Source organism: Deinococcus sp. YIM 134068 (assembly GCF_036543075.1).
GTDB classification, from domain to species: domain Bacteria; phylum Deinococcota; class Deinococci; order Deinococcales; family Deinococcaceae; genus Deinococcus; species Deinococcus lichenicola.
Window position 1 is genome coordinate 217,324 of record NZ_JAZHPF010000002.1, and the last position, 25,509, is coordinate 242,832.

Consider the following 25,509-nt stretch of genomic DNA (forward strand, 5'->3'; position numbering starts at 1 on the left):
AATGCCCGGTGAGCGCCGGGACTGGGAGCCGCCTCTCACCTCGGCAGCGGCTCGTCCGGGGCGAGGGTTCGCCGCCCCAGCGCGAGGCCCTGGATCACGTCCGCGCGCCGCTGCACCTCGCGCGCCCGCTCCAGCAGGGCCGTGACCTGGGGGCCGCTCAGGTCCCCGGCCTGCCGTCCGAGTTCGCCCAGCAGCAGGATGCCCTCCTCCATCGCGCGCAGGGTCTGGTAGAGCTTGTCCTCGATGGCCTCGGAGAGTTCGGCGAGCAGAGAGGGGGCGGTGTAGGCGTGGCCGGTGTGGCAGCGAAAGCGGGTGACGCCGCCCTCCCGGAACTGCACCATCGCCCCGTGACACTCCGGGCAGGTGAAGGGCGAGTACGGCCCCAGCCGCTGCACGCTCGTGGGGGAGTCCGGCCCCAGCGCCGACATGCCGACCTCCAGCATCAGCCGTTCGAGTTCGTGCTCGTCCATCCTGTCCTCCCTCCCCGCGCCGGGCACGCCCCCCTGCACCAGCCGCGCGAGCAATGGTCCCATGTCCTGCGCCCGCAGTTGGTGATCCACGTTCACCTGCTCCAGCGCGTGCCGGGGCATCGGGTCGAAGGCCGCGTCACCTGGGTCTTGCACGACCGCCACCCCGCCCCGGCGCTTGATCGTCCACAGCCCGGAGGTGCCGTCGTCCAGCATCCCGGAGAGCACCACGCCGATCACCCCCGGCGCGCGGGTGTACGCCGCCGAGCGGAAGAGCGCGTCCACCGAGGGACGGAAGCGGTTCTCCTTCGGCCCCCGCTTCACGCCCGCCCGGTGGCCGTCCACGAGGAGGTGGTGGTCGGGCGGGGCCACGTAGATCGTCCCGCCGCGCAGCTCCTCGCCGTCCTCCGGGTGGCGGGCGGGCAATGGCCCGGCGCGGCTCAGGATGTGCGGCAGGGCGCTGGGCGTCTCGGCGTGCATGTGCAGCACGACGCAGAGCGTCCCCGGATACTCGGGCGGCAACCCGGCGGCGAGGTCACGCAGGGCCTCGATGCCCCCGGCGGAGGCACCGATGACGACGATGGGAGGGGAGGTCATGACACCCCCATTCTGCCTCGTCCGTTCCGCCCCCCGCGCCGCCGGGGAAACGGTGGACCCGCCTGCGGCGCTGTGTTGTGATTCAGCCCCCCGCCCACCCGGATGTTTGGGGCCATTTTTACTGTCTGACGCGCACCTGATGAGCTTCATCACAAAGTCTGGGTTAGAGTGGTGTTATTCCTGGGTTAACTCTGAGTGGGGACCGTCGGCAGGAGGCCGTTGGAGGGGGGAGTACGTGACGAAAGTGGACAAGCCGCAGGAGACTCTACGCGATCACGCGGAGGCCCACCTGCACGGCCAGACACCCCCGGTCCCGCCCCCCGACGACCTCCACACGCTGCTGCGCGAGCTTCAGACTCAGCGACACGAGCTTCAGGTCCACCAGATCGAGCTGCAACTGCAAAACGAGGAGTTGCGCCGCGCCAACGAGGAGCTGGAGGAACTGCGTGCCCGCTACACGGACCTGTTCGAGCTGGCCCCGGTGGGCTACCTGACGCTCGACCGCCAGGGCATCGTGCAGGAGGCCAACCTGACGGTGTGCGCCATGCTGGGGGTGCGGCGCGAACTGTTCGTCAGCCGCCGCTTTCCCCTCTTCGTGGCCCAGGAGAGCCGCAGTCACTTCAGCCTGCTGCTCCGGCGCGTGTTCGAGTTGCCGGACAAACGGGTGGCCGAGCTGACGCTGGAGCGCGCGGGCGGCGAGACGTGCCACGTGCAGATCGAGTGCGTGGTCGCCGACACCGGGGACCAGCACGGGCCTCTGTGCCGCATGGCCCTGATGGACATCACGGCGCAGCGGCGGGCGCAGGACGCCGTGATGCGCCTGAATCAGACGCTGGAGGAGCGGGTGGAGGAACGCACCGCCCGGCTGCGCGAACTCGGCGGGGAGTTCGAGCGCTTCGCCCAGTCCATCGCCCAGGACCTGCTCTCGCCGCTGCGGCACATCACGAGCTTCGCCACGCTGCTTCAGCAGGAGGACCCCCCGGTCTCGGAGGCGGGCCGGCGGCACCTGAGCGCCATCCTGAGTTCGGCGGCACGCATGAACACGCTCGTGGGTGCCCTGATCGACGTGTCCCGCGCGAGCAACAGCCGGATGCGCCTGACCCAGGTGGACCTCGGGCGGGTCCTGAAGGAGGTTCGCAAGGAACTCCTGCCCCGGATGGAGGGCCGGGAGGTGGCGCTCACCCACGATGCCCTTCCCACCGTCTCCAGCGACGGCACGACCATGCAGCTCATCTTCCTGCACGTGCTCGACAACGCCCTGAAGGCCACACGCGCCTCTGAGCGGCCCCAGATTCACGTCACGGTTCAGGACACGCCGCCCGAATACATCCTGGGCGTGCGCGACAACGGCCTGGGCTTCAACATGCGCTACCGCGACAAGCTCTTCGAGGTCTTCAAGAAGGTCCACAGCGAGCGCGACTTCCCCGGCGCAGGCGTCGGCCTCGCAGTCGTGCGCCGCCTCGTCGCGCGGGTGGGCGGGCGCGTCTGGGCCGACGGCAGGGTGGGCGAGGGCGCGACCTTCTGGCTGGCCCTGCCCAAGCAGCCGCCGGTGCTGGACTGAGGAGGGTGGGAGTTGGGGTCTGAGCCGTCGCGTCGTCCCCTCACCCCGGCCCTCTCCCACGAGGGGAGAGGGAGCAAAAGACGCCTGAGCTTTTCAGCTCCTCCCCCTTGAGGGGGGAGGCCGGGAGGGGGTGAACGGGCTGAGCCACCCGGCCACCGTTCCTGCCCACTCCCCTACCCCTCCCCCGCTCCCGCCGTCCCCGGTGCCGCCCGCCCCTCCAGCGGACTGGCCCCGCTCACCGCCCGCTGCTTTTGCGCGTTCTGCTCGATCTCCTTTTGCAGGAAGTAGTTCAGGAGCGTTCGCAGGGCGGCGATGGCGGCCAGCTTGCCGATCTCGTCCCAGGTCGGGGCGATGGCGGTTCGCAGGATGTCGGCGGCCAGCTCGAACTCCAGCGCGACGGCCAGCCAGCGGGCGAGGCGCAGGCGCACCCCCTCCTTCGCCTCGTCGGGTTCGGCGGGGCGGGCGAGCAGCATCCGCAGCACGCGCCACGCGGCCTGCACGACGGCGAAGGCGATGATCAGGGCGGCGGCAGTCTCCACCCCCACCGACAGGTAGGACGTGAACTCCTTGCTCAGTTCTTCCACGGATGGACCCCCAGGTGAGGTCAGCGTGGCACGGGAGGGGCGCGTCTTGAACGTTCGGGGCGTCACCCGGTCTTAACGCCGCGACCGCGTGTGGGCGTGACCGGGCTTACAAAAACGGCCCCAAGACGGGCGGCAGAGAGACAGAGCGGGCGCGCGGCTCCTGTTACGGTGCGCCCCAGCGGAGACCTGACCTCACGCCCGCCGTCCCGGAGCACCGTCCGCCCCGCCACGCCTCCCCCCACGCCGCCCCGAGGTGGACATGGATTTCGACGTTCTCGGCCTCTCGCGCTTCCAGTTCGCGTCCACCAGCATCTTTCACTTCTTCTTCGTGTCGCTGACGGTGGGGCTGGCCTTCCTGATCGCGGTGATGGAGGGCATCGCCTACTTCCGCAAGGACAAGGCCCACATCTACAGCAACATGACGAACTTCTTCGGGCACCTGTTCCTGATCAACTTCGCGGTCGGCGTGGTGACGGGCATCGTGCAGGAGTTTCAGTTCGGCATGAACTGGAGCCAGTACTCCAAGTTCGTGGGCAACATCTTCGGCGTGCCGCTCGCGCTGGAGGTACTGATGGCCTTTTTTCTGGAGAGCACCTTCATCGCCCTGTGGTGGTTCGGCAAAGACCGTCTGCGCCCGGTCGTCCGGCTGGCGAGCATCTGGCTCGTCGCCATCGGCACGCAGATCAGCGCCTTCTGGATCGTGCTGGCGAACGGCTGGATGCACCGCCCGGTCGGGTACGAGGTGGTGGGCGATCAGGCGTTTCTGACCGACTTCTCGGCGGTCGTGTTCAATTACAAGGCGTGGCTGTACTTCCTCCACGTGCAGGGGTCGGCGTGGACGGTGGCGGCCTTCCTCGTGCTGGGGATCAGCGCGTACCACCTGCTCAGGAGGCAGGATGTGGAGGTCTTCTCGCGCTCGCTGCGGATCGGGCTGGTGTTCGGGGCCATCGGGACCGTCTTCTCGGCCACGAGCGGGCACCGGGCCGCGCAGGTCGCGCGCTACGACCAGCCCATGAAGTTCGCGGCGATGGAGGCGCAGTGGGAGACCTCCACCTCGCCCGCGCCGTGGTCCGCCGTCGCCATCATCAACGAATCCGAGCGGCGCAACGACTTCAACGTGGAGATTCCGTACCTCGGCTCGCTGCTCGCCTACAACCGACCCGTGGGCAACTACGAGGGCATGATTCCCCTTCAGGAGCAGTACGAGGAGCAGTACGGCCCCGGCAACTACATTCCGCCCGTGACGTGGGTGTACTGGAACTTCCGCATCATGGTCGGGCTGGGCGTCATTCTGCTCCTCGCCGCGTTCGGGGGCGTGTACTTGTGGTGGCGCAAACGCGGGGGCCTGAATGACACCCGCTGGTATCTGCGCCTCCTGCTCCTCACCATCCCGATGCCGTGGATCGCCAACTTCTGCGGCTGGATCACGACCGAGATGGGCCGCCAGCCCTTCATGGTCTACGGCCTGCTGACGACCAGCCAGGGCGTGAGCGCCAACTCCTTCGGCGAGGTCTTCGTCGGCCTCGTCGGGCTGTGGGTCGTCTACCTCGCCCTGATCGGCCTGGACATCTACCTCCTCACGGTGACGGCCCGCGCGGGCGTCCACCACAAGCCGGAAGCGCAGATGGTCGCCGCGCCCGCCCCGAACTACGCGGGCGAGGGATTTCAGGAGTACGACCGGAGGAATTGAGGGAAGCGGTCAGCCGTCAGCCATCAGCCGTCAGCTTTCCTCTCCTGGCTCCTGCTAAGAGCTGAAAGCTGAAAGCTGAGAGCTTACCCCAAAGCACTCAAGGAGGCTCAACACCGACATGGACCTCATCACCCTCTGGTTCTGGCTGATCGCGCTGACCTTCACCCTGTACTTCTTTCTGGAGGGCTTCGACTTCGGGGTGGACATCCTGCGGCCCTTCCTGGCGAAGACCGAGGCCGAGGAGCGGGCGCTCGTGGGCACCATCGGCCCCTTCTGGGACGGCAACGAGGTGTGGGCCATCGCGGCGGCGGGCGTGATGTTCTCGACCTTCCCGGTGTGGTACGGGACGCTGTTTTCCGGGCTGTACCCCGTCTTCGTCATCATCCTGCTCTCGCTGCTGATGCGGGGCGTGTCGTTCGAGTACCGCAATCAGGTAGACCAGCCGCGCTGGCGGGCCTTCTGGGATTGGATGTCGTTTCTGGGGAGCCTGCTTCCCTCCTTCTTCTGGGGGCTGACGATGGCGAAGCTGATCGAGGGGCTGCCCGTGAACGCCGAGGAGCGGGTGGTGGGCGGCTTCCTGGACGTGTTCACGCCGTTCTCGGTGGTGGGGGGCCTCGCCACGCTGCTGCTGTTCATGCTGCACGGGGCGAACTTCCTGCTGCTGCGGCTGCACACGGACACGGTGCTGTACACCCGTGCCCGCGCCGCCGCGCTGTTCTGGGGGGCGCTCGCCACGGTCGCCATCCTTGCCTTCGTGGTGATGGGCTACGTCACCGAGGGGCTGTTCAATTCCTTCGGGGTGGGGCCGTGGCTCTTTCCGCTCGCCGCCGGGCTGACGCTGGGAAGCATCTGGTTCGGGCTGACGACGAGGCGGGACGTGTTCGCCTTCCTGATGAGCAGCCTGACCATCGTCTTTTCCATCGTGACCATCTTCATCGCGCTCTACACGCGGCAGATCGTGCTGCCCTCCACGCTGGACGCGGCCTTCAACCTGGGGCTGCGAGAGAGCGCGAGCCAGCCCTACACGTTGCGGCTGATGACGTGGGTGGGCGGCATCTTCCTGCCCCTCATCATCGGCTACCAGATCTGGAACTACTACGTCTTCCGCGAGCGGGTGCGCCCCGACGAGGGCGGGCTGAACAAGGGGTACGACTGAGCGTGGGGACAGAGGCGAGTTGAGATGCGGCTTTTTGGAGTTGCCAGGCCCGCTCACCCCCTCCCGGCCTCCCCCCTCAAGGGGAGGAGCAAAGGCAAAAGCCTGACGTACACCTGGAGTCGTCCATTTACGAAGCAAGTCGCTAGAGCTTATTACCCCTCCCCCGTTGTGGGGGAGGTTGGGAGGGGGGAACCCAAACGGCATCCCAGCGCACTTTACCGGAAAGCAGGACCCCTCTTGAGCAATGGCTGAGGGCAACAGGTCAGTGAAACCCCTCCTCCAACTTCCCGGTGTCCGGCCCCTCGCGCTCGCCTGCGCGGGTCTGGCCCTCCTCACCTTCGCCCTCGCCCTGACCCAGTGGACGCTCGTGGCGCGGATCGTGAACGGCATTTTTTTGGGGAGACAGGCACCTGAGGTGTTCGCCGTCGCTCTCGCAGGGTTGGCCGCCGTGTGGTTCGTGCGCTCGGCGCTCGTCGGCCTCCGGGATGTGCTGGCCGCCCGCGCCGCCGCACGGGTCAAGCGGGAGATGCGGGGACGCCTGCTGACGCACCTGTTGGACCTCGGCCCCCTGTACGCCACCGGGCAGCGCGCGGGCGAACTCACGGAGGTCGTGACGGAAGGCGTGGAGCGGTTGGAGGGCTTCGTGGGGCGCTTCGTGCCGGGGGCCGCGTTTGCCGCCGTCCTGCCGCCGCTGCTGGCGCTGACGGTGCTTTTCCTGGACCCCCTCAGCGGCCTGATTCTCCTCTTCACCGGACCCGTCATCGTCGTGCTGCTGTGGCTGGTGGGCACGATGGCCGAGGGCGCGGCGCGGGCGCAGTGGCTCACGCTGGGGCGGCTGAGCGCGGGCTTCGTGGACACGCTGCGCGGGCTGCCGACACTCGTGGTCTTCGGGCGCGACCGGGAGCGGCTGGCGGCATTGCGCGAGGCCGACGAGGGCTACCGCCGGGTGACGCTGGGCGTGCTGCGAACCGCCTTTCTCTCCGGCTTCGTGCTGGAGTTCGGCGCGACGCTGAGCACGGCGCTCGTGGCCGTGACGGTGGGCGTGCGGCTGTTCGAGGGACACCTGCCGTTCGAGCGGGCCTTTTTCATCCTCCTCCTGACCCCCGAGTTCTTCGCGCCGCTCCGTGCGCTGGGGGCCGACCACCACGCGGGCATGGAGGCGCGGGCGGCGAGTGAACGGATGTTCGGAGTGCTGGGGCGGGAAGCACCGGGGCGGGGCACCCTTCCCGTTCCTTCGGGACGACTCCACATCGAGTTCCGGGACGTGAGCCTGCGGTACGGGGAACGCGCGGCCCTCTCCGGCGTCACCCTCACCCTGCCGCCCGGCTCGCGCACCCTGCTCGTGGGTGAGAGCGGCGCGGGCAAGACGAGCGTGGCACGGCTGCTGCTGGGCTTTGCCGTTCCGACCGGGGGCGAGGTGCGGGTGAATGGCGTGCCCCTCACCGACCTCGACCCGGCGGCGTGGCGGGCGCGGGTCGCCTACGTGCCCGAGCGGCCCTACCTCTTCCCCGGCACGGTGCGCGAGAACATCCGGCTGGGACGGCCCGGCGCGACCGAGGCAGAGGTCGTGGAGGCGGCGCGGGCGGCGGACGCGCACGCCTTCATCACGGCGCTTCCGAACGGCTACGACACGGACGTGGGCGCGGAGGGGGCACGGCTCAGCGGCGGCGAACGCCTGCGCCTCGCCCTCGCGCGGGCCTTCCTGCGGGACGCGGAATTGCTCATTCTCGACGAGCCGACCTCGCAGCTCGACGTTGGAAGTGAGGAGCGGGTCCGGGAGGCGCTGGAACGCCTGGGCGCGGGCCGCACGGTCCTCACCATCTCGCACCGGGAGGCGCTGCACGGGGGACACGACCAAAGGGTGGAGCTGGACGGCGGGCGCGTCCGGGAACTCGCGGGGGAGCGGGCGTGAGCGGGCTGTGGCGCTTCGCGCGGGGCGGTGGGCGGGCGCGGATGCTCGGCTCGGTCGCGCTGGGGGCGGGAACGGTCCTGACCTCCGCCGCGCTGCTGGCCGCGTCGGGGGCGCTGATCTCGGGGGCGGCGCTGAGGCCGGAGTCGCTGCTGCTCCTGCTGCCGCTCATCACGTCGGTGCGGCTGTTCGGCATCTCGCGGGCGGCGCTGCGCTACGGCGAGCGGCTGGTGTCGCATGACCTGACCTTCCGGCTGCTGGGGCGGGTGCGGGCCGGGGCGGTGGCGCACCTCGCGCGGGTTGCGCCCGCCGCGCTCGTGGGCACGCGGGGCGGCGACCTCCTCGCGCGGGTGCGGGCGGACGTGGACGAGTTGCAGGGCGTGTACCTGCGCCTCTTCGCGCCGTCGCTGGTGGCGGGGGTCGTCGCGCTCGTGACGGTGGCGCTCGTGTGGCTGGTCTCCCCGGCCCTCGCCCTCGTCGCGCTGGGGCTGCTGGGGGTAGCGGGGGTTGTGGTGCCCGCGCTCGCCGTCCGCGCCGCCGCGCCCGCTGGCCGGACCCAGAACGCCGCCCGCGCGGAACTCGGGGCCGCGACGCTGGAGGCCCTTCACGGCCTGCCCGACCTCCTGACCGGGGGAGGACGGGCGGCGGCGGAGCGGCATTTCGCGGGGTTGCTCGCCACGCTGGAGACGGCGGAGACGCGGCGGGCACGGGTGACGGGCGCGGCGAACGCGGCCCGCGACGCGCTCGGCGGGCTGGGGCTGATTGCCGCCCTCGTCCTCGTCGGGGGGGCGGTGGCGGACGGCGAGACGCGCGGCCCCCTCCTCGCCGCGACTGCCCTCGGGCTGCTGGCGAGCTTCGAGGCGGTGGGGAACCTCGGGAGTGCCTGGGCCGCTCATGGGGGACTGCGCGCCGCCGCCGCCCGGGTGGAGGGGCTGCGCGACCTCCGGCCCGCCGTGGATGACCCCGTGAGGCCGCGTGAGCTGCCCGCCGACCCGACATTGCGTTTTGAGCGCGTGAGCTTCCATTACCCCGGTTCGGAAACGGACGTGCTGCGCGACCTCACCCTCACCGTGGGGCCGGGGGAACGGGTCGCCCTCGTCGGGCCGTCGGGAGTCGGCAAGAGTACCCTGCTCGCCCTCGCTCTGCGCTTCCATGACCCGGCGGGTGGACGGGTCACGCTGGGCGGGGTGGACCTGCGGGAGTTGGGGCTGGAGGCCGGGCGTTCCCGCTTCGCCTGGGCACCCCAACAGGCCGAACTCTTCGGCGGGACCCTGCGCGAGAACCTGCGGTTGGGCGACCCGGAGGCGGACGACGCCGACCTGCTGGCCCTGCTGGACGATCTCGGCCTGACTCCACTCCTGGCGCGGCTGCCGGGCGGGCTGGGCGGCTGGGTGGGCGAGTACGGGGCCGCGCTCTCGGCAGGCGAGCGGGCGCGGCTCTCGGTGGCGCGGGCGCTGCTGCGGCCTTCACCCCTCCTCCTGCTGGACGAGCCGACCGCCCACCTGGACCCGGACAACGCCCGGCGGCTCCTGCGGGCGGTGGAGGGCCGCGCCCCTGACCGTTCCATCCTGCTCGTCACCCACCAGCCCGCACTGCTCGGCCCCGGCTGGCGGCAGGTGCGGCTGGAAAGTGCGGGTGCAGGATGAAGCCGTCTTCAGCCCGTTGTGGGAGGAGGTGATGAGAGGTTTGTGGCAACCTCCACGTTTCTTCCACCCGACGTTCTCCCCCGCGACGTAAACTCAGGTTCGTTCCCTTTTTCCCCAGTTCCGATTCTGGAGGTCACATGACCATTTCCGATCCCCCACCCTCCGCCAGCCGGGGACTGACTCCCGACGCCCACGACTTCGCCCGGCTGCTGCGGGCACGCGCCGAGCTGGAGGACCGGGCGCGGCCCTACCTGATCCGCGTCCAGGCGGAGGTCGGGGCGGCGCTGGAGCGGCGCGGCTACGAGGAGGTCGGGGTGCGGCAGGTGCTGGAGGCCCCCGCACATGACCACGTGGCCGCCGACCTGACCCTGGTAGCCGTCGCGCGGCTGCCGGGGACCGGACTGCGGACGCCCCTGCTCAAGGCCCAGTTGCCCCTGACCGTCACCTACGACGAGCAGTTCGTCGCCCGGAACGTGCAGGTCAACCGCCTGACGGTCGCCGAACCGTTCGTCCAGCCCTTCTCGCTGGAGGCCGCGCAGGTCGCCGAGGCGCTCGTGCAGTTTCTCTCCGAGCGGTACATGGCGTATCTGGTCAGCCCGTCGTGAGGAGTGGGAGGCGGCCAGCCGCCAGCGAGCGCCGGGGATTGAGGCTTTCTTGGGCTACCCCCACCTTCCCTCCCCACACGTGCATCCTGGGCGTAAGGAGGCCAACACCATGACCGACCGCGACACGCCCGCCCCCGCCGACGAGAGCGCGGGCTACGGCACCCCCGCCGACACCCGCCCCGAAGTGACCGACGACCGCCGCACTCCCGACGACAACCGCTTCGGCTACGGCAGCGAGGGCTACGACGTGGGCGAGGCCAACCCCTCCAACGCGACCGAGCGGGGCGAGGGAGAGCAGTAAAAAACACGCAGGACAGACGACGGGCCGGGCCAGTTCTCCTGGGTGGGGACGGAGTACGGCCCGCTGTCGGTTGGGGTCCCGTCGAGTCCTCGCCGTTCGCGTCGTCAGACGTTTGGTCCCAACTTGTTCGTGAGCATGTAATCAGAAGCCGATGGGCGGGCTGCTTTGCATCCGTATATGCCTTGACAAGAATATTCTTCGTATGGCATACTCATATCGAGACATCACATCACCTGTGGAAAGGAGGACCTACCTGAACGCCGCGACCCTGAGCGCGCTGGCCGAGCCGCATCGTCTCCAGATCGTCGAGCTGCTGATCCGGCAGCCCCTCACGGTCGGGGAAGTCGCCACCCGTCTTCAGCTCCGTCAACCCCAGGCGTCCAAGCATCTCCGTGTGCTGAGCGAGGCGGGCATCGTCCGGGTCGAGGCGGTCGCCAACCGCCGCATCTGTACCCTGCGGGCCGAGCCTTTCCGGGAGCTGGACGAGTGGCTGAGCACCTACCGGCAGCTCTGGGAGGACCGCTTCGACCGGCTGGACGACTATTTGCAGCAGCTTCAGCAGCGTCAGGACGAGACCGAATCCCAGACCGACCCGCACACCGACCCCGAGGATCAGTAACCCCACCCCCGACCAGGAGGCTTTCCCATGACCAGCACCGCCACTTCCCCCATGATCTCGAACATCGAAGCCGGGCGCGTCCTCGTTCTTGAGCGCGTCTTCAAAGCGCCCCGCGAGCTGGTCTTCGACGCGTTCTCGCAGGCCGAGCATCTGCGCCAGTGGTGGGGACCCCGTGGCTGGGAGATGCCCTTCTGCAGCGTCGACCTCCGCCCCGGCGGCAGGTGGCATTACTGCATGAAGTGTGTGGACAAGGCCCAGGGCGAGTTCTACGGCATGGAGTCGTGGGGGCTGGGCATCTACCGGGAGATTGAGGCCCCGGCGCGGATCGTCTACACGGACTACTTCTCGGACGCGGACGCCAACATCAACGAGAACATGCCGCCGACCCTCTCGACGCTGACGTTCGAGGAGGTCGAGGGCGGCACCAGAGTGACCAACCGCGCCGCCTACGACACCGAGGAGGCCCTGAAGACGGTCATGGACATGGGCATGTTGCAGGGCGTCACCGAGACGTGGGACCGCTTGGCCGGGCATCTGGAGTCTCAGCGGCGCTGAGGGGCCTCCCACTCACCCGCCGGGGAGGGCTGGGACTGACCCGGCCCGACAGGACGACAGGAGAGAGGCAACGGGCACGCCCCCCGAAGAGCTTGCCGACCTCACAACGCCTGATGTGCCATAGAAAGTAAGCGTGCCGGACGTGCTCTCTTCTCCCTCTCCCCAGTCGAGCGGCCAGCCCGGACTTTCCCGTCCAGGCTGGCCGCTCCCTTTTGCCGGTCGAACCTGACGCGCTCAGGCGTCCATCGCCTGCACGTTGATCTGCTGGGCCATCTGGGTCAGCTTGTCGTCGGCCTGCTTCTCCTCCTCCAGCGTCTGCCCCAGCAGTTGCGCGGCCTGGTCCTCGCCGAGAAGCCGGGCATAGGTGCGGGCGGTGCCGTACCCGGCGATCTCGTAGTGCTCGGCGGCCTGCTGGGCGGCGATGAGCGCGGCGTCACGGACTTCCGGGGCCATGTCCTCCCCCATGATCTTCTGGCCCTCGGCAATCAGGCCCTTCATTCCCTCGCAGGTCACGCCGCCGGGCTGCTCACCCATCCCCTGGAAAATCTGCTCCAGCCGCTGCACCTGCCCCTGAGACTGCTGGAGGTGCATCTCCAAGCCCTGCCTGAGCTGGGGACTTTGCACCATCCGGCTCATCTGCTGCATCGCCTGCAAGCCCTGCTGCTCGGCGTCGTAGATGTCCTGAAGCTTGTGGATGTACAACCCCCGCAGGTCCTGCATCTGCATCGTCATGGTCCTGCCCTCCCGTGGAGATAGGTCGTGGATGCCGCCGCTTCCGGTGGCGAGGCGACACGGCGTCAGTCTCGACCGCGCGGCCCGCCGAAAGTTCGGGGAGGAAGTCAAGGCCGCTTCACCTGTTCCGACCACCCGGTGATGACGGGGTGAAGTCCTCTTGAATCGCTCTGACCGGGGCGATGGGGCGGGGAGATCAGACAGACTTCATCCCATTCGGGTGAGCTGTGGCTCAAGGGGGCGGGAGGGGTAGACCCTCCCCCAACGGAGAGCCGAACGGGCGGAACGGTTACGAAGCCGTTGCCGTATCCTCGGCACAATCCTTCCTGTTCAAACCTGGCTGCCCCCGCCCTCGCCCCCTGTTGTGCCCCCCCGTCAAGGAGACCCGCTTGCGTCATTCCACCCATCCCGAGCCGCTGCTGGAGCGCGAACACTGGCGCGATCTGAGCGGCACCTGGCGTTTTTGCTTCGACGACGAGGGCCTGTGGCGTCACCCCGACGAGGTGATCTTCGACCGGGAGATTCAGGTGCCCTACGCGCCGGAAAGCCGCCGCAGCGGGATTCACGACGAGGGCTTTCACCCGACGGTCTGGTACGGCCTGACGCTGACCCTCACGCCGGAGGAACGGCAGGAGCGCCTCCTCCTGCACTTCGGGGCGGTGGACTACCGGGCGACCGTGTGGGCCAACGGGCACGTCGTCGCGCTGCACGAGGGGGGGCATACCCCCTTCGCGGCGGACATCACGGTTCACGCGCAAGCGGGCGAGACGGTGGAGATCGTGGTGCGGGCGCAGGACAACCCGCACGACCTCGCCAAGCCGCGCGGCAAGCAGGACTGGCTGCGCGAGCCGCACTCGATCTGGTACCCGCGCACGACGGGCATCTGGCAGACGGTGTGGCTGGAGCGGGTGCCCGAGACGTACGTGCGGCGGCTGCGCTGGATGAGCGACATGGAGAACTGGCAGATCGGGGTGGACCTGCACCTCGTCGGGCCGCTCGACCCCGACCTCTCCGTGCGCGTGCGGCTGTGGCGCGACAGCGAGCTGCTCGCCGACGACCGCTACGGGGTGCGCCACACGGAGATTTCACGCCGGATCGCCCTCTCGGACCCCGGCATCGACGACTTCCGCAACGACCTGCTGTGGAGTCCGTCGCACCCCCAGCTCATCGAGGCACGGGTGGAGCTGATGCGCGGCGAGACGGTCGTGGACCGGGTGTCCTCGTACACGGCGCTGCGGTCGGTGCAGGTCAAGGGCAACCGCTTCCTCCTGAACGGTCGCCCGTACTACCTGCGGATGGTGCTCGACCAGGGCTACTGGCCCGACGGCGTGATGACGGCCACCGACGACGAGTTGCGGCGCGACGTGGAACTGATGCGGCAGCTCGGCTTCAACGGGGCGCGCAAACACCAGAAGATCGAGCATGCGCGCTGGCTGTACTGGTGCGACCGCCTGGGCCTCGTCGTGTGGGAGGAGATGCCCAGCCCCTACCGCTTCACGTCCACGGCGGTGCAGCGCCTCACCCGCGAATGGACCGAGGTGATCGAGCGCGACATCTCGCACCCGTGCATCGTGGCGTGGGTGCCCTTCAACGAGTCGTGGGGGGTGCCCGACCTGCCCACCAACCCGGCCCACCGCGACTACGTGCGGGCGCTCTACCACCTCACCAAGACGCTCGACGCCTCGCGCCCGGTGATCGGCAACGACGGCTGGGAGCACGTGGCGACCGACATCCTGACCATCCATGACTACGCCGACGACCCGCAGGCGCTGCTGCGGCGCTACGGCACGCTGGAGTCCACCCGGCTGTCGCTGGAGCAGCAGCAGCCCGCCGACCGGGCGCTGACGCTGCCGGGCTTTCAGGCGGTGGGGCAGCCCGTGGTGCTCTCGGAGTTCGGCGGCATCGCCTACATCCCCGACCGCTCCAGCGGCTGGGGCTACAGCGAGTCGCAGAGCGAGGCCGACTTCGTGGAGGACTACGGGGCGCTCCTCGCCGCGATCCACGCCTGCCTGGGCCTGTCGGGCTTCTGCTACACCCAGCTCACCGACACCTTTCAGGAGAAAAACGGCCTGCTGTACGAGGACCGCACCCCGAAGGCCGACCTCCTCAAGCTCGCCCGCAGCACCCAGGGCACCCGCACCGCCCGCGAGATGACCATCGACCCCCTGATGAACCCCTTCGGCAACTCGCCCCGCTGGCTGCAACGCCAGTACAACGCGCTGATGGACGCGGCGGACCCCGAGGAACGGACCTCCGGCGACCTCATCGCGGGCGAGGCGTCGGAGGACTGAGGGAGGCCGGCGCGGTCAGGCCGAACCGGTCCGTGAGGACGTTGGGTCTGGGTGTGATTCTTCCCTCCGGCGCTCGGTATGCGGGAGAGAACGGGCGCGTCACACGCCTCTTCTCTCCCCCTCCCCTTGTGGGGGACCCGGAGAACCGCGAGGCGGGCGAGACGGAGGAGCGGGGCGCGCGGTCCTGATCCCCGTGCGCCCCGCTTCTTCCCCGGTCTCCCGCATCTCCCCCGCCCCATGTTCAAGCCCGGCGGGCCGACCCATATCCGACTTGCTTGCACTCGGCCTTGTGCGCGTACAGGCGGCGGTCGGCGAGCCGCAGCAGCGCCGGAACGTCGGCGGCCTCGGAGGGGAAGGAGGCCAGCCCCGCGCCCATCCGCAGGGTGCCGCCCTCCAGCCGTTGCAACGCCGTGAGGATGCGCTCGGCCTGGGGCACGGCCCCCTCGACCGGGCCGGGCAGCAGGACGGCGAACTCGTCGCCGCCCAACCTGAAGGACGCCGCCGGGGCCAGCTCCTCCAGACAGCGGCCCACGCCCGCGAGCAGCGCGTCGCCCGCCGGGTGGCCGCACTCGTCGTTGACCCGCTTGAAGTCGTTGAGGTCGATCAGGAGCAGGGTCAGGGGCTGGCCCGCCGCCACGTGTCCGGCGAGCCGGGCGTCGAAGGCGCGGCGGTTGCCCAGCCCGGTCAGGGCGTCGAGGTGGGCGAGGCGTTCGAGTTCCGCGTACGCCGCGTGGGCCGCCGAGTAGTCCTCCTGCACGCCGACGAAATAGCGCACCACGCCGCCCTCCCGGATGGGACGAATCCGCAGTTTGTACCACATCGTGCGCCCGTCCTTGCGGTAGTTGAGGACCACCCGCTCGATCGGCTCGCCCCGGTCCAGGGCGTCACGCAGCGCGGCGATGTCCGCCGGGTCGGTTTCAGGGCCTTGCAGGAAGCTGCACGGGTGGCCCACCACCTCGTCCGGGTGGTAGCCCGTCTCGCGGGTGAAGGTCGCGTTCACGTACAGGATGCGCCGCTCGGCGTCGGTGACGAGCAGCCCCACGTCGGCGGCGTCGAGCACCGACCAGACGAGTTCGGCGGGGAGCGGCGGGGCCGGGGCGAGCGTCATCGGCCCGACCAGAAGGGGGCCGCCTGCGGGCTGAGGCCAGCCACCTCCGGGGCGGGGCGGCCCAGGAAGTAGCCCTGCGCGTAGTCGGCCCCCAGTTCACGCACCATGCCGAGTTCCTCCGCCGTCTCGATCCCCTCGGCGACCACCCGGATGCCGAGGTCGTGGGCGAAGCGGACGAGCGCCGTGACGAGCGGCACGCGGGGATCGGCCCCGTGCAGCCCGCGAATGAGGTCGCGGTCGAGCTTCACGATGTCGGGCCGCAGCTCGGAGAGGTAGCTCAGACCCGTGTGCCCGGCCCCCAGGTCGTCGAGCGCCACCTGCGCGCCCTCGGCCCGGTAGCGCTCGAGGATGGATTTGAGGAGCCGCAGGTCGGGGAAGGCCTCGCTCTCCGTGACCTCGAACAGCAGCCGCGAGAAGTCGGCCCCGACCTCGCGGCAGGCGTCGAAGGTGGTGAGCAGGCAGATGTCGGGGTTGTACACCACGCCCGGCGCGAAGTTGATGAACAGCACCTGACCCGCGCCGAGCTGCGGGTACGCCTGGCGGATGGCCCCGCGCCGGGCGTGGGCGTCGAAGCCGCGCGACTGCCCGTGGGCGGCGGCGGCCTGAAGCAGCGGCCCGGCCCCGAACAGCCGTCCCTCCACCTCGGCGCGCACCAGGGCCTCGTACCCGTACACCCCGCCGCCGCGCATCTCCACGATGGGCTGGAGGTGAAAGCGCAGGTGCTGGCACGCCCCCGCGAACCAACCGCTCGTCAGCCGCCCCACCCACTGCTCCAGGGACGCGAGGTGCCACGTCTCCAGCCGCTCCCCGGCCCACGGCGCGGCGAGCACGTCGGGCCGCTCGGTGCGCGAGAACGCGGCGAGGACCTCGCTCAACAGGTCGAAGCCCCGCGCGGGCACCACGAAGGCGTCGTCCCGCACCTCCAGCGGCAGCCCGTGGGCGGCCAGCAACAGGGCGAGCTTGCGGTGAAGGTGACGCGAGGACGCGTGGACGGACAGCGCCTCCAGCCGCGTCACGTCCAGGGGCACGACCGCATGACAGTCGCACGTGGTAAACCCGGTCGCGTGTCCGGTCGCGGAGGCGGGGAGCTGGAGAGTCGTCACAGCGGAGGCAGTCATCAGGGGCGTTTTAGCGAAATACTTCATACAAGGGTCTGACAGGAGAGAATGCAAAAGAAGGGCTTCGGCAGCTTGAAATGAGGCCAAGGATGAGCTTGAGTACCCATCATGGAAGCGGCAGGGAGAAGGCAATGAAACAGGAGAACTCGGTCTATCTGGGCCTCGATCTCGGCACGGGCAGCCTCAAGGCGCTGCTCCTGAGCGGGGCGGGCGAGGTGCTGGCGCGGGAGTCGGCCCCCTACCAGGTCTCGTACCCGCAACCGGGCTGGGCGGAGAGCGACCCGCGCGAGTGGGAGGCGGCGGCGGTGACGGCCACGCGCGCCCTGCCGGGGGAACTGCGGGCGCAGGTGAGGGCGGTGAGTTTCTCCGGGCAGATGCACGGCGTCGTCCTGACGGACGCGGCGCTCGTCCCGCTGCGCCCCGCCGTGCTGTGGCTGGATGCCCGGAGCGTACCCCTCCTGCCGAGGTTCGCGCGCCTCGCCGGACCGCGCCCCAACCCGGTGACGGCGGGCATGGCCGGGCCGACGCTGCTGTGGGTGCGAGGGCACGAGGAAGCGGTGTACGCCGCCGCGCGCTGGGCCTTCCAGCCGAAGGACTGGCTGCGCGCCCGGCTGGGCGGTGATCCGGCGGGCGACCCCTCCGACGCCTCGGGCACGCTGCTCGCCAACGTGAACGGGGAGTGGAACTTGGGGTTGCTTCGCGCCCTCGGCCTGCGCGCGGACCTCCTGCCGCCGCTGCGGGCCTCGGACGAGGTGGTGGGGACGCTCTCGGCGGGGGCGGCTTCCCTCCTAGGCCTGCCGGAGGGCGTGCCGCTCGTGACGGGCGCGGGTGACACGGCGGCGGCGCTGTTCGGGGGTGGCCTCGGACCGGACGAGGCGGGCCTGACGGTGGGCAGCGGGGCGCAGATCGTGCGGCGGCTGGACGTGCCGCGCGCCGACCCCCGCCTTCAGCTCTACCGGGCCGCCGGGCCGGGCTGGTACGCCCTCGCCGCGATGCAGAACGCCGGGCTGGCGCTGGAGTGGGCGCGCGGCGTGCTGGGCCTGAGCTGGGAGGACGCCTACGCGGAGGCCTTCGCTCCCTCCGTGACCGCCCCGCCCGCCTTCCTGCCCTACCTGTCGGGCGAGCGCACCCCCCTCATGGACCCCCACGCCTGCGGCAGTTGGAGCGGTCTGCGGCTGGGGCAGACGCGCGGCGACCTGATGCGCGCGGCGCTGGAGGGGGTCGCCTTCGCCCTGCGCGACGGGCTGGACACGCTGGAGGAGGTCCACGGGCGCGCGGGGACGGTGCGCGTCGCGGGCGGCGGCACCGTGGACCCCCGCTGGCGGCAACTCCTCGCCGACGCGCTGGACCGTCCCCTCCGCCCCGGCGAGGTGCCCGACGCCTCGGCGCGGGGGGCGGCGCTGCTGGCCCTGGCAGGCGTCGGCGGCTCGCTCGCGGACGTGGCCCCGGTTCCCCTCGGCCCGCCCGTGGAGCCGGGGAGAGAGCGGGATGCCGTGCAGGAACGCTTCGCGCGGTGGAAGGAGCTGCAAGGGGCGTTGAGAGCGTGGTGGTCGGTGGGGTGAGGGGCGGCCAGCGGCCAGCTTCCAGCACGACGGCTCGAAGCTCGGAGCGGTGAGCAGCGGCACAAGCTCTTCTTTTGCTCATGGCTCACGGCCAAAGGCTCCCCCCCCCACCCCTCCGGCAAACCCTCTAGACTCGCCCCGTTCTTCCCAGTCGCCGCCCCCTTCACCCCACAAGGACGCACCCCATGACCCAGCCCCGCATCACCGTCTGGAACGAGTACCGCCACGAACACGAGAACCCCGCCGTCCGCGCGATCTATCCGCAGGGCATCCACCAGGCCATCGCGGACGGCCTGGGGGCGAACGGTCTCGGCGAGGTCCGCACCGCCACGCTGGACGAGCCGGAGCACGGGCTGACAGGTAACGTGCTGGACAGCACCGACGTGCTCGTGTGGTGGGGACACAAGGCGCACGGGGCCGTCTCGGACGAGGTGGTGGACCGGGTGGTGGCGCGCGTGCTGGACGGGATGGGCCTGATCGTGCTGCACTCCGGGCACTTCAGCAAGGTGTTCAAGCGGCTGATGGGCACGGGCTGCGACCTGAAGTGGCGCGAGGCGACCGACAAGGAGCGGCTGTGGGTGGTGAACCCCGCACACCCCATCGCGCAGGGGGTGGGCGAGTACCTGGAGCTGCCCGCCGAGGAGATGTACGGCGAACACTTCGACATCCCCACGCCCGACGAGCTGATCTTCGTGAGCTGGTTCACGGGCGGCGAAGTCTTCCGCTCGGGCTGCACCTTCACGCGCGGGAGCGGGAAAATCTTCTACTTCCGGCCCGGCCACGAGACGTACCCGACCTACCACCATGAGGGCGTCCTGCGCGTGATCGCCAACGGGGCACGCTGGGCCGCGCCGACCGCGAGCGCCCCCCGCGCCTTCGGGAACCGCGCGCCCCTTGAGCCGTTGCCGGAGCGCGTATGACCCAGGGAAGCCCCCAACTCCTGAACGTCGGCATCATCGGCGCGGGGGCCATCTCCTCGCGGCACTTCGAGGGCTACCGGCTGGCGGGCGCGAACGTGGTCGCCTTCGCCGATCCCAGCGAGGCCACCCGCCAGAGCCGGGAGGAGGAGTGGCAGGCGCGGGGCTACGCCGACTTCGGGGCGATGCTGGAGCGCGAGGCGGTGCAGGCGGTGAGCATCTGCACGCCGAACGCATATCACGCGCCCGCCGCGCTCGCGGCCCTGTCACGCGGCATCCATGTCCTGTGCGAGAAGCCGCTGTCACTCGACCTCGCCGCGTGTGACGCGATGATCACGGCGGCGCGGGAGGCGGGCGTGGTGCTCCAGACCAACCACCACCTGCGCTCCAGCCCGCTCGTGGAGACGGCCAAGCGCCTCATCGACGAGGGCCGCATCGGGCGCGTGACCTTCATGCGGCTGCGGCAGGCGCACGACTGGGGCGGCTCGCCGGAGGTGCGGGGGGCCTTCGGGAGCCTCGCGGCGAGCGGCGGCGGCACCCTGCTCGACAACGGCTGTCACCTGATGGACCTTGCGCGGCACCTGGGGGGCGAGGTGCGGAACATCCACGCCCGGATGCACACCCTGAAGTTCGACATCGAGGTGGAGGACACCGCCGTCGCCACCCTGGAGTTCGAGAGTGGGGCGCTGGCGAGCGTGGAGACCGCCTGGACCGCGACGGGCTGGGAGGAGGGCTTTTCGGTCTACGGCACGGCGGGGGCGCTGGAATGCACGAATAGACTGGGCAAGCCCCGGCTGCGCCACCTCCACCGCTCCTTCGCCTTCGGGGCGTGGGGCGAGGGCGACGAGACGTGGTACGACTTCGCCAATCCCGGCAACGCGCATGTCCGCAGCGTGGGGCACTTCGTCGCCTCCATCACGGGGGATGCCCCCGTCGTCTGCACGGGCGAGGATGGCCGCGAGAGCGTGCGGCTGGTGCTGGGCGGCTACGAGAGCGCCCGGAGCGGTCTGACGGTGGAACTGTAGCCCCCGTTCAGTCAACCGCGCGTCGGCGCTTGCCTGGAAGGCATGAGAAACCGCACAATCAGGGGTGATGCGGCAGAGCAAGGGCGTCCCGTCCCCCGGTCGCCGACCCCGGAGGTCCAGATGAATCGCACGGAGGAGGGCCTGTTCGTCGGCGCGGCGCTGATCATCCTGACGCTCGCCGTCCTGTACGGCGTGCAGACCTTATTTGTGCGGGCCACCCTCAGCGACGGCACACCCCCCGTCACGGCGTCGCCACCCCGGACACCGCCAGCCCCGGTCACACCGATAGAGACGACCCCGGCGCTCCCCGCGCCTGTCCCGGCAAGCGCGAGCCGGACGCCTCCTCCAGCGCGGCCAGCGGCATCCACGGAGACCCAGACCCAGGCGGCAATCCCGCCCAGGCCCACACGGACGGCGGCCTCCCCAGCACCCTTACCCTCTGCGACGGCCCCAACCGCAACTCGTGTGACGGCGACTCCTGCCCCGACCACCCCCAAAGCCTCGACGCCTCCCCCGTCGCCTGCCGCCGCATCAGCCCAGGTGGCCCCCGAATCGGCGACGCCCAAAGCGACGGCGATGAACACGCCCGTGACGCCTCCAGTTCCCGCTCCAACGACCCAGGCCCGACCTGAACCCGCTCCAGCAGCGACCCCCCTCGACCGGGGCCGGGAGCTGACGCGCTGGCTCTACGGCGAGCGGCTGGACGAGGTGTGGGCAGCCTTTTCCCCTACCGTGCGGGCCGAGTGGGGCAGCCTCGACGCCTTCCGGGCGTACCGCGCGGGCGGGCAGCAGGCCTACGGCGCAGAGATGCAGGTGCTGGACGAGCAGGTGACGCGCGACGGGACCGTCACCTACTACACCCGCACGGCCACCTTCGAGCGCGGCGAGCGGTCCCGCTGGACGGTCATCTTCGGGCTGGACGACCGGGGACGGGTGCAGGAGTTCGGCATCGTCGGGGCGGACCTGTCGCTGGGTGCTGAGTAGGCGAGGGCAACAGTAAAGCCCCCTTAAGCCGGGCGGGGAAAGCGGCGGGGCGGGCCGTGCCACCCTCGGGGCATGACCGACGGGACGCGCGCCGACAACACCGACACCACCCCGAACCCCGACATGGCGACCGAGGACAGCCCGGTCTACCAACCCCCGGCGGGGGCCGAGGAGACCGACCTCGCCGACGCCGCCGTGGACGGAACCAGCGCCTCCCACTACGGCGCGAACGATCCCGGCCTCTACGAGAACACCGACAAGCAGGACTGAACCACCACGCGGGAGCCGGGAGCATGAGGGGGACGCTCCCGGCTCCCGCCTGTTGGGGCAGATGTGCTGACGGCTGGTCGCTGGAAGCTGGCCGCCCCTCTGTGAAGACTTTCTTGGGACCCCATCATCCTCGCCCCACCGTTACGCCCTAACCTAATCCCCGCGAGGTCAATATGCCAAGAGAAGACATGATGAAGAACCACATGATGGCCCACCTCACCGACGCGCTGGGGGAGGGTCAGGACATCGGGCACTACGGGCGGCTGGTGTACACCATCGTCGGGCGGCATTTCGTGGAGGAAGACGAGCTGGTGTCGCTGCTCGCGCAGGACAAGGACTTCAGCGAGGAGGGGGCGCGCGACCTCGTGCGGCAGGTGCAGGAGGCCGACTACAGCCCGCCGGGCCGCGCCAAGATTCTGGAGTACATGGAAAAGCAGGACTTCCCTATCCTTCCGAACGCCGACGACCCCGACGAGGGCAACGTCTACCGCGACCTCGACTTCCCGCAGCATGTCTACGACCACATTCAGGAGTACCGTCACCAGAAGGCCGAGACGGACTGAGGAGTGAGGGATGAGGGGTCAGGTTTTAGGGGTTGCCCTAGCGCCTGACCCCTTTTCCTTTTGACCCATCCGTCTTCGGGCCAACCTGACCGATCAGGTGGAACGGGACATCGAACTGTCCGGGAGGCACGGCACCGCTGTCGAGCCGCCGAGTTGAAGTGAAGGAGAGGGCGGCGGGCACCCTTCCCTCCCGTTCCGACGAGTGGGCCGAGGCCTCCCGCCCGCCCGGTATACTCGCTCCATCCCGCAGCGAGGAGGGGCGACCGTGCCCGAACCCCACATTCACCTTTCCATCGACGGCGGCGTGTACCCGGCGCGGTCCGGCGAACCCCTGATCGACGCCCTGAACCGCGCCCGCGTGGACGTGCCGCAGGTCTGCTATCACCCGCAACTCGGCCCCGTGCAGACGTGCGACACGTGCGTGGTGGAGGTGGATGGGCGGCTCGTGCGGGCATGTGGCACGCAGGCTCAGGCGGGCATGACCGTCAGGACCGCCGTGCAGTCGGCGCAACGGGCACGTGAGGACGCCTTCGACCGCCTGCTCGCCAACCACCTGCTGTACTGCACCGTCTGCGACAACAACAACGGCAACTGCACGGTCCACAACACGACGCGGGCGCTGGGCGTCCAGCATCAGGAGCGGCCCTTCCAGCCCAAGCCCCACGCGCAGGACCACTCCAACCCCTTCTACCGCTACGACCCCGACCAGTGCATCCTCTGCGGGCGGTGCGTGGAGGCGTGCCAGAACCTCCAGGTCAACGAGACGCTGACGATCAACTGGGAGGACGAACATCCGCGCGTCTTGTGGGACGGCGACAAACCGGCGGGCGAGTCCAGTTGCGTCAGTTGCGGCCACTGCGTCACCGTCTGCCCGTGCAATGCGCTGATGGAGAAGTCCATGCTGGGGGAGGCGGGCTTCTTCACGGGGCTGGAGCTGCCCGTCTTCCAGAGCGCGGTCGCCGTCGTGAAGAACGTGGAGCCGTCGCTGGGGTACGGGCCGATCCTGAACCTCAGCGAGATCGAGGCCGCCGGGCGGGAGGGGTCCATCCGGCGGACGAAGACCGTCTGTACCTACTGCGGGGTGGGCTGCTCGTTCGAGGTGTGGACGAAGGACCGTCACATTCTCAAGGTGGAACCGGAGGGTGGTCCTGCGAATGGTGTCAGCACCTGCGTCAAGGGCAAGTTCGGCTGGGACTACGTGAACAGCGGGGAGCGGCTGACCACGCCCCTGATCCGCGAGGCGGGCCGCTTCCGCGAGGCGACGTGGGACGAGGCATTGGATGTGATCGCGCGGCGGCTGACCGAGATCAGGCGGGAGCACGGGCCGGACGCGCTCGCCTTCATCGCCTCGTCCAAGACGACGAACGAGGAAGCGTTCCTGATGCAGAAGCTCGCCCGCGCCGTGGTGGGCACGAACAACATGGACAACTGCTCGCGCTACTGCCAGAGTCCGGCCACGATGGGCCTGTGGCGCACGGTGGGCTACGGCGGCGACTCGGGCGGCATCGCGGAATTGGAGCGCGCGGGCCTCGTCATCGGCATCGGGACGAACACCGCCGAGAGCCACCCTGTCCTCGCCACCCGCGTCAAGCGGGCGCAGAAGTTACGCGGTCAGCGGCTCATCGTCGTGGACCTGCGCGAGCACGAGATGGCGCGGCGGGCCGACCTTTTCGTGCGCCCGAATCCCGGCACGGACTTCGTGTGGCTGAACGCGGTGAGTCGGCACATTCTGGACGAGGGGCTGGAAGATCGGGCCTTTTTAGAACGGTGGGTCAACGGGCTGGACGAGTTCCGGGCCAGCCTGGACGGGTACACGCTCGACTACGCCGAGGGGGTCACGGGCATTCCGCAGGACACCCTGCGCCGCATCGCCCGCGAGATCGTGGAGGCGGACGGCACCTGCGTCATGTGGGCGATGGGCGTCACGCAGCAGATGGGCGGCACGGAGACGAGCACGGCGATTTCCAACCTGCTCCTCGTCACCGGGAATTACATGCGGCCCGGCGCGGGCGCGTATCCATTACGAGGCCACAACAACGTTCAGGGCGCGTCCGACATGGGGGCGATGCCGGGCTTCGTGACGGGGTATCAGCGGGTGGACGACCCGGCGGTGCGGGCACGGTACGCGGCGGTCTGGGGCACCGAACTTCCCATCAATAAGGGCCTCGACAATCACGAGATGGTCCACGCCATTCACGGCGGCCACCTCCGCGCGATGTACCTCAAGGGCGAGGAGATGGCGGTCGTGGACTCCAACGCCAACTATGTGGACGCGGCGCTCGAAAAGCTCGACTTCCTCGTCGTGCAGGACGTGTTCTTCAGCCACACGGCGAGCTTCGCGGACGTGGTGCTTCCGGCGAGTCCGAGCCTGGAGAAGGACGGCACCTTCACGAACACGGAGCGGCGCATTCAGCGGCTTTACAAAGCTCTCGAACCGCTCGGACAGAGCAAACCCGACTGGCAGATCATCCAGCTCGTCGCCAATCGGCTCGGGGCGGGGTGGAAGTACACGCACCCCTCTCAGATCATGGACGAGGTGGCGAGCCTGACGCCGCTCTACGCCGGGGTGAACTACGAGCGACTAGAGGGCTTCCGCTCCCTCCAGTGGCCCGTCCACGCCGACGGCACCGATACGCCGCTGCTGTTCGCGGACGGCTTTCCGTTCCCGGACGGCAAAGCTCGCCTCTATCCGGCCCAGTTCGTCGCGCGGGCCGAGCCGCCGACCGCCGAGTACGACCTCCACCTCAACAACGGGCGGATGCTGGAGCATTTCCACGAGGGGAACATGACCTTCCGGGCGGCGGGATTGGCCGGGCAGGTGCCGGGGACGTTCGTGGAAGTGTCGCCGGAGTTGGCCGAGGAACGGGGGGTGCAGAGCGGCAGCCTCGTCCGCCTCGTCTCGCGGCATGAGGCGGTGTGCCTGCCCGTCCTCGTGACGAACCGGGTGATCGGGCGTCAGCTCTACATGCCGATGAACACACCCGACGCCGCGCAGGCCGTCAACCGCCTGACGGGCAGCCACGCGGACCTGTCCACCCACACGCCCGCCTACAAGGACACGGCGGTGAGGATGGAGGTGCTGGGCGCGGACGGCCCACCGCCCCTGCCGCGCACCAACCACCGCTCCGGCCACCCCACCCCCCAGCTCGGCGTGGAGGTGGAGCGCAAGTGGCGGCGTCCCGACTATGTGTTCCCCGGCTCCGGCCTGCCGATGGTAGAAGGCGGGGCGGATGACTGAACTCCCAGCGA

General features: G+C 69.8%; 22 protein-coding genes. 17 read left to right on the forward strand and 5 right to left on the reverse strand.

The genetic code is table 11. The features are described from left to right. Nucleotides 1-35 precede the first annotated feature (35 nt). Nucleotides 36-1,064, reverse strand: coding sequence for a chemotaxis protein CheB (locus V3W47_RS03485; protein ID WP_331823778.1), 1,029 nt, complete (start codon nucleotides 1,062-1,064; stop codon nucleotides 36-38). A 235-nt stretch (nucleotides 1,065-1,299) separates the two neighbouring features. Here V3W47_RS03485 and V3W47_RS03490 point away from each other — a divergent pair, with 235 nt between their 5' ends. Next, a complete protein-coding gene (locus tag V3W47_RS03490) occupies nucleotides 1,300-2,625 on the forward strand; it encodes a sensor histidine kinase (protein ID WP_331823779.1) in 1,326 nt (441 codons plus the stop codon). A 173-nt stretch (nucleotides 2,626-2,798) separates the two neighbouring features. Here the strand turns inward: V3W47_RS03490 and V3W47_RS03495 are convergent, their stop codons facing one another. Further along, nucleotides 2,799-3,209 (reverse strand): DUF1622 domain-containing protein, encoded by a 411-nt coding sequence (locus tag V3W47_RS03495; RefSeq protein WP_331823780.1) that lies wholly within the window; start codon nucleotides 3,207-3,209, stop codon nucleotides 2,799-2,801. Between the two features lie 259 nt (nucleotides 3,210-3,468). Between V3W47_RS03495 and V3W47_RS03500 the strand changes: the two genes are divergently transcribed. The 8 genes from V3W47_RS03500 to V3W47_RS03535 all read left to right on the forward strand — a co-directional run bounded on the left by V3W47_RS03500 (nucleotide 3,469) and on the right by V3W47_RS03535 (nucleotide 11,690). Then, on the forward strand, nucleotides 3,469-4,899 hold the full coding sequence (locus V3W47_RS03500; protein WP_331823781.1) for a cytochrome ubiquinol oxidase subunit I: 1,431 nt from the start codon (nucleotides 3,469-3,471) through the stop codon (nucleotides 4,897-4,899). Nucleotides 4,900-5,017: 118 nt separating this feature from the next. Next, complete coding sequence (gene cydB, locus V3W47_RS03505) at nucleotides 5,018-6,055, forward strand: cytochrome d ubiquinol oxidase subunit II (protein WP_331823782.1); 1,038 nt, start codon at nucleotides 5,018-5,020, stop codon at nucleotides 6,053-6,055. Between the two features lie 265 nt (nucleotides 6,056-6,320). Beyond that, a complete protein-coding gene (gene cydD, locus V3W47_RS03510) occupies nucleotides 6,321-7,967 on the forward strand; it encodes a thiol reductant ABC exporter subunit CydD (protein WP_331823783.1) in 1,647 nt (548 codons plus the stop codon). Then, nucleotides 7,964-9,610 carry a thiol reductant ABC exporter subunit CydC gene (cydC, locus tag V3W47_RS03515; protein ID WP_331823784.1) on the forward strand — a complete coding sequence of 549 codons (1,647 nt, stop codon included), beginning with the start codon at nucleotides 7,964-7,966 and terminating at the stop codon, nucleotides 9,608-9,610. The genes cydD and cydC overlap by 4 nt, the downstream gene beginning before the upstream one ends. 137 nt (nucleotides 9,611-9,747) lie before the next feature. Beyond that, nucleotides 9,748-10,215, forward strand: a complete 468-nt coding sequence (locus V3W47_RS03520) for a hypothetical protein (protein ID WP_331823785.1) — start codon at nucleotides 9,748-9,750, stop codon at nucleotides 10,213-10,215. 109 nt (nucleotides 10,216-10,324) lie between these two features. Beyond that, entirely contained in the window at nucleotides 10,325-10,516 is a 192-nt protein-coding gene (locus V3W47_RS03525; RefSeq protein WP_331823786.1) for a hypothetical protein, read from the forward strand. Nucleotides 10,517-10,751: 235 nt separating this feature from the next. After that, complete coding sequence (locus tag V3W47_RS03530; RefSeq protein ID WP_331823787.1) at nucleotides 10,752-11,135, forward strand: ArsR/SmtB family transcription factor; 384 nt, start codon at nucleotides 10,752-10,754, stop codon at nucleotides 11,133-11,135. A gap of 27 nt (nucleotides 11,136-11,162) precedes the next feature. Beyond that, complete coding sequence (locus tag V3W47_RS03535; RefSeq protein WP_331823788.1) at nucleotides 11,163-11,690, forward strand: SRPBCC domain-containing protein; 528 nt, start codon at nucleotides 11,163-11,165, stop codon at nucleotides 11,688-11,690. Between the two features lie 234 nt (nucleotides 11,691-11,924). On the opposite strand, the gene V3W47_RS03540 is transcribed toward V3W47_RS03535, so the two are convergent. Beyond that, nucleotides 11,925-12,533: a YciE/YciF ferroxidase family protein gene (locus tag V3W47_RS03540; RefSeq protein ID WP_442877200.1), complete on the reverse strand. Its 609-nt coding sequence runs from the start codon at nucleotides 12,531-12,533 to the stop codon at nucleotides 11,925-11,927. Nucleotides 12,534-12,811: 278 nt separating this feature from the next. On the opposite strand from V3W47_RS03540, the gene V3W47_RS03545 reads away from it, so the two are divergent. Next, nucleotides 12,812-14,713 (forward strand): glycoside hydrolase family 2 TIM barrel-domain containing protein, encoded by a 1,902-nt coding sequence (locus tag V3W47_RS03545; protein WP_331823789.1) that lies wholly within the window; start codon nucleotides 12,812-12,814, stop codon nucleotides 14,711-14,713. Nucleotides 14,714-14,954: 241 nt separating this feature from the next. Here the strand turns inward: V3W47_RS03545 and V3W47_RS03550 are convergent, their stop codons facing one another. Together V3W47_RS03550 and V3W47_RS03555 are read right to left on the reverse strand one after the other, a co-directional pair. Further along, nucleotides 14,955-15,821: a sensor domain-containing diguanylate cyclase gene (locus tag V3W47_RS03550; RefSeq protein WP_331823790.1), complete on the reverse strand. Its 867-nt coding sequence runs from the start codon at nucleotides 15,819-15,821 to the stop codon at nucleotides 14,955-14,957. Continuing rightward, nucleotides 15,818-16,939, reverse strand: a complete 1,122-nt coding sequence (locus tag V3W47_RS03555; RefSeq protein ID WP_331823791.1) for an EAL domain-containing protein — start codon at nucleotides 16,937-16,939, stop codon at nucleotides 15,818-15,820. Before V3W47_RS03555 ends, V3W47_RS03550 begins: the two co-directional genes overlap by 4 nt. Before the next feature lie 131 nt (nucleotides 16,940-17,070). On the opposite strand from V3W47_RS03555, the gene V3W47_RS03560 reads away from it, so the two are divergent. The 7 genes from V3W47_RS03560 (at nucleotide 17,071) to fdhF (ending at nucleotide 25,498) form a co-directional block, all read left to right on the forward strand. Next, the gene (locus V3W47_RS03560) at nucleotides 17,071-18,501 is read left to right on the forward strand and encodes a xylulokinase (protein WP_331823792.1); all 1,431 of its coding nucleotides are present in this window, start codon (nucleotides 17,071-17,073) and stop codon (nucleotides 18,499-18,501) included. Between the two features lie 185 nt (nucleotides 18,502-18,686). Continuing rightward, on the forward strand, nucleotides 18,687-19,421 hold the full coding sequence (locus V3W47_RS03565) for a ThuA domain-containing protein (RefSeq protein WP_331823793.1): 735 nt from the start codon (nucleotides 18,687-18,689) through the stop codon (nucleotides 19,419-19,421). Further along, nucleotides 19,418-20,443, forward strand: a complete 1,026-nt coding sequence (locus V3W47_RS03570; protein ID WP_331823794.1) for a Gfo/Idh/MocA family protein — start codon at nucleotides 19,418-19,420, stop codon at nucleotides 20,441-20,443. Before V3W47_RS03565 ends, V3W47_RS03570 begins: the two co-directional genes overlap by 4 nt. A 120-nt stretch (nucleotides 20,444-20,563) precedes the next feature. Next, complete coding sequence (locus V3W47_RS03575) at nucleotides 20,564-21,427, forward strand: hypothetical protein (protein WP_331823795.1); 864 nt, start codon at nucleotides 20,564-20,566, stop codon at nucleotides 21,425-21,427. A gap of 72 nt (nucleotides 21,428-21,499) precedes the next feature. Then, nucleotides 21,500-21,697 (forward strand): hypothetical protein, encoded by a 198-nt coding sequence (locus V3W47_RS03580; RefSeq protein ID WP_331823796.1) that lies wholly within the window; start codon nucleotides 21,500-21,502, stop codon nucleotides 21,695-21,697. Between the two features lie 188 nt (nucleotides 21,698-21,885). Next, nucleotides 21,886-22,260 (forward strand): hypothetical protein, encoded by a 375-nt coding sequence (locus tag V3W47_RS03585; protein ID WP_331823797.1) that lies wholly within the window; start codon nucleotides 21,886-21,888, stop codon nucleotides 22,258-22,260. 265 nt (nucleotides 22,261-22,525) lie between these two features. Continuing rightward, nucleotides 22,526-25,498, forward strand: coding sequence for a formate dehydrogenase subunit alpha (gene fdhF / locus V3W47_RS03590; RefSeq protein ID WP_331823798.1), 2,973 nt, complete (start codon nucleotides 22,526-22,528; stop codon nucleotides 25,496-25,498). The last annotated feature ends 11 nt before the right edge of the window (nucleotides 25,499-25,509 follow it).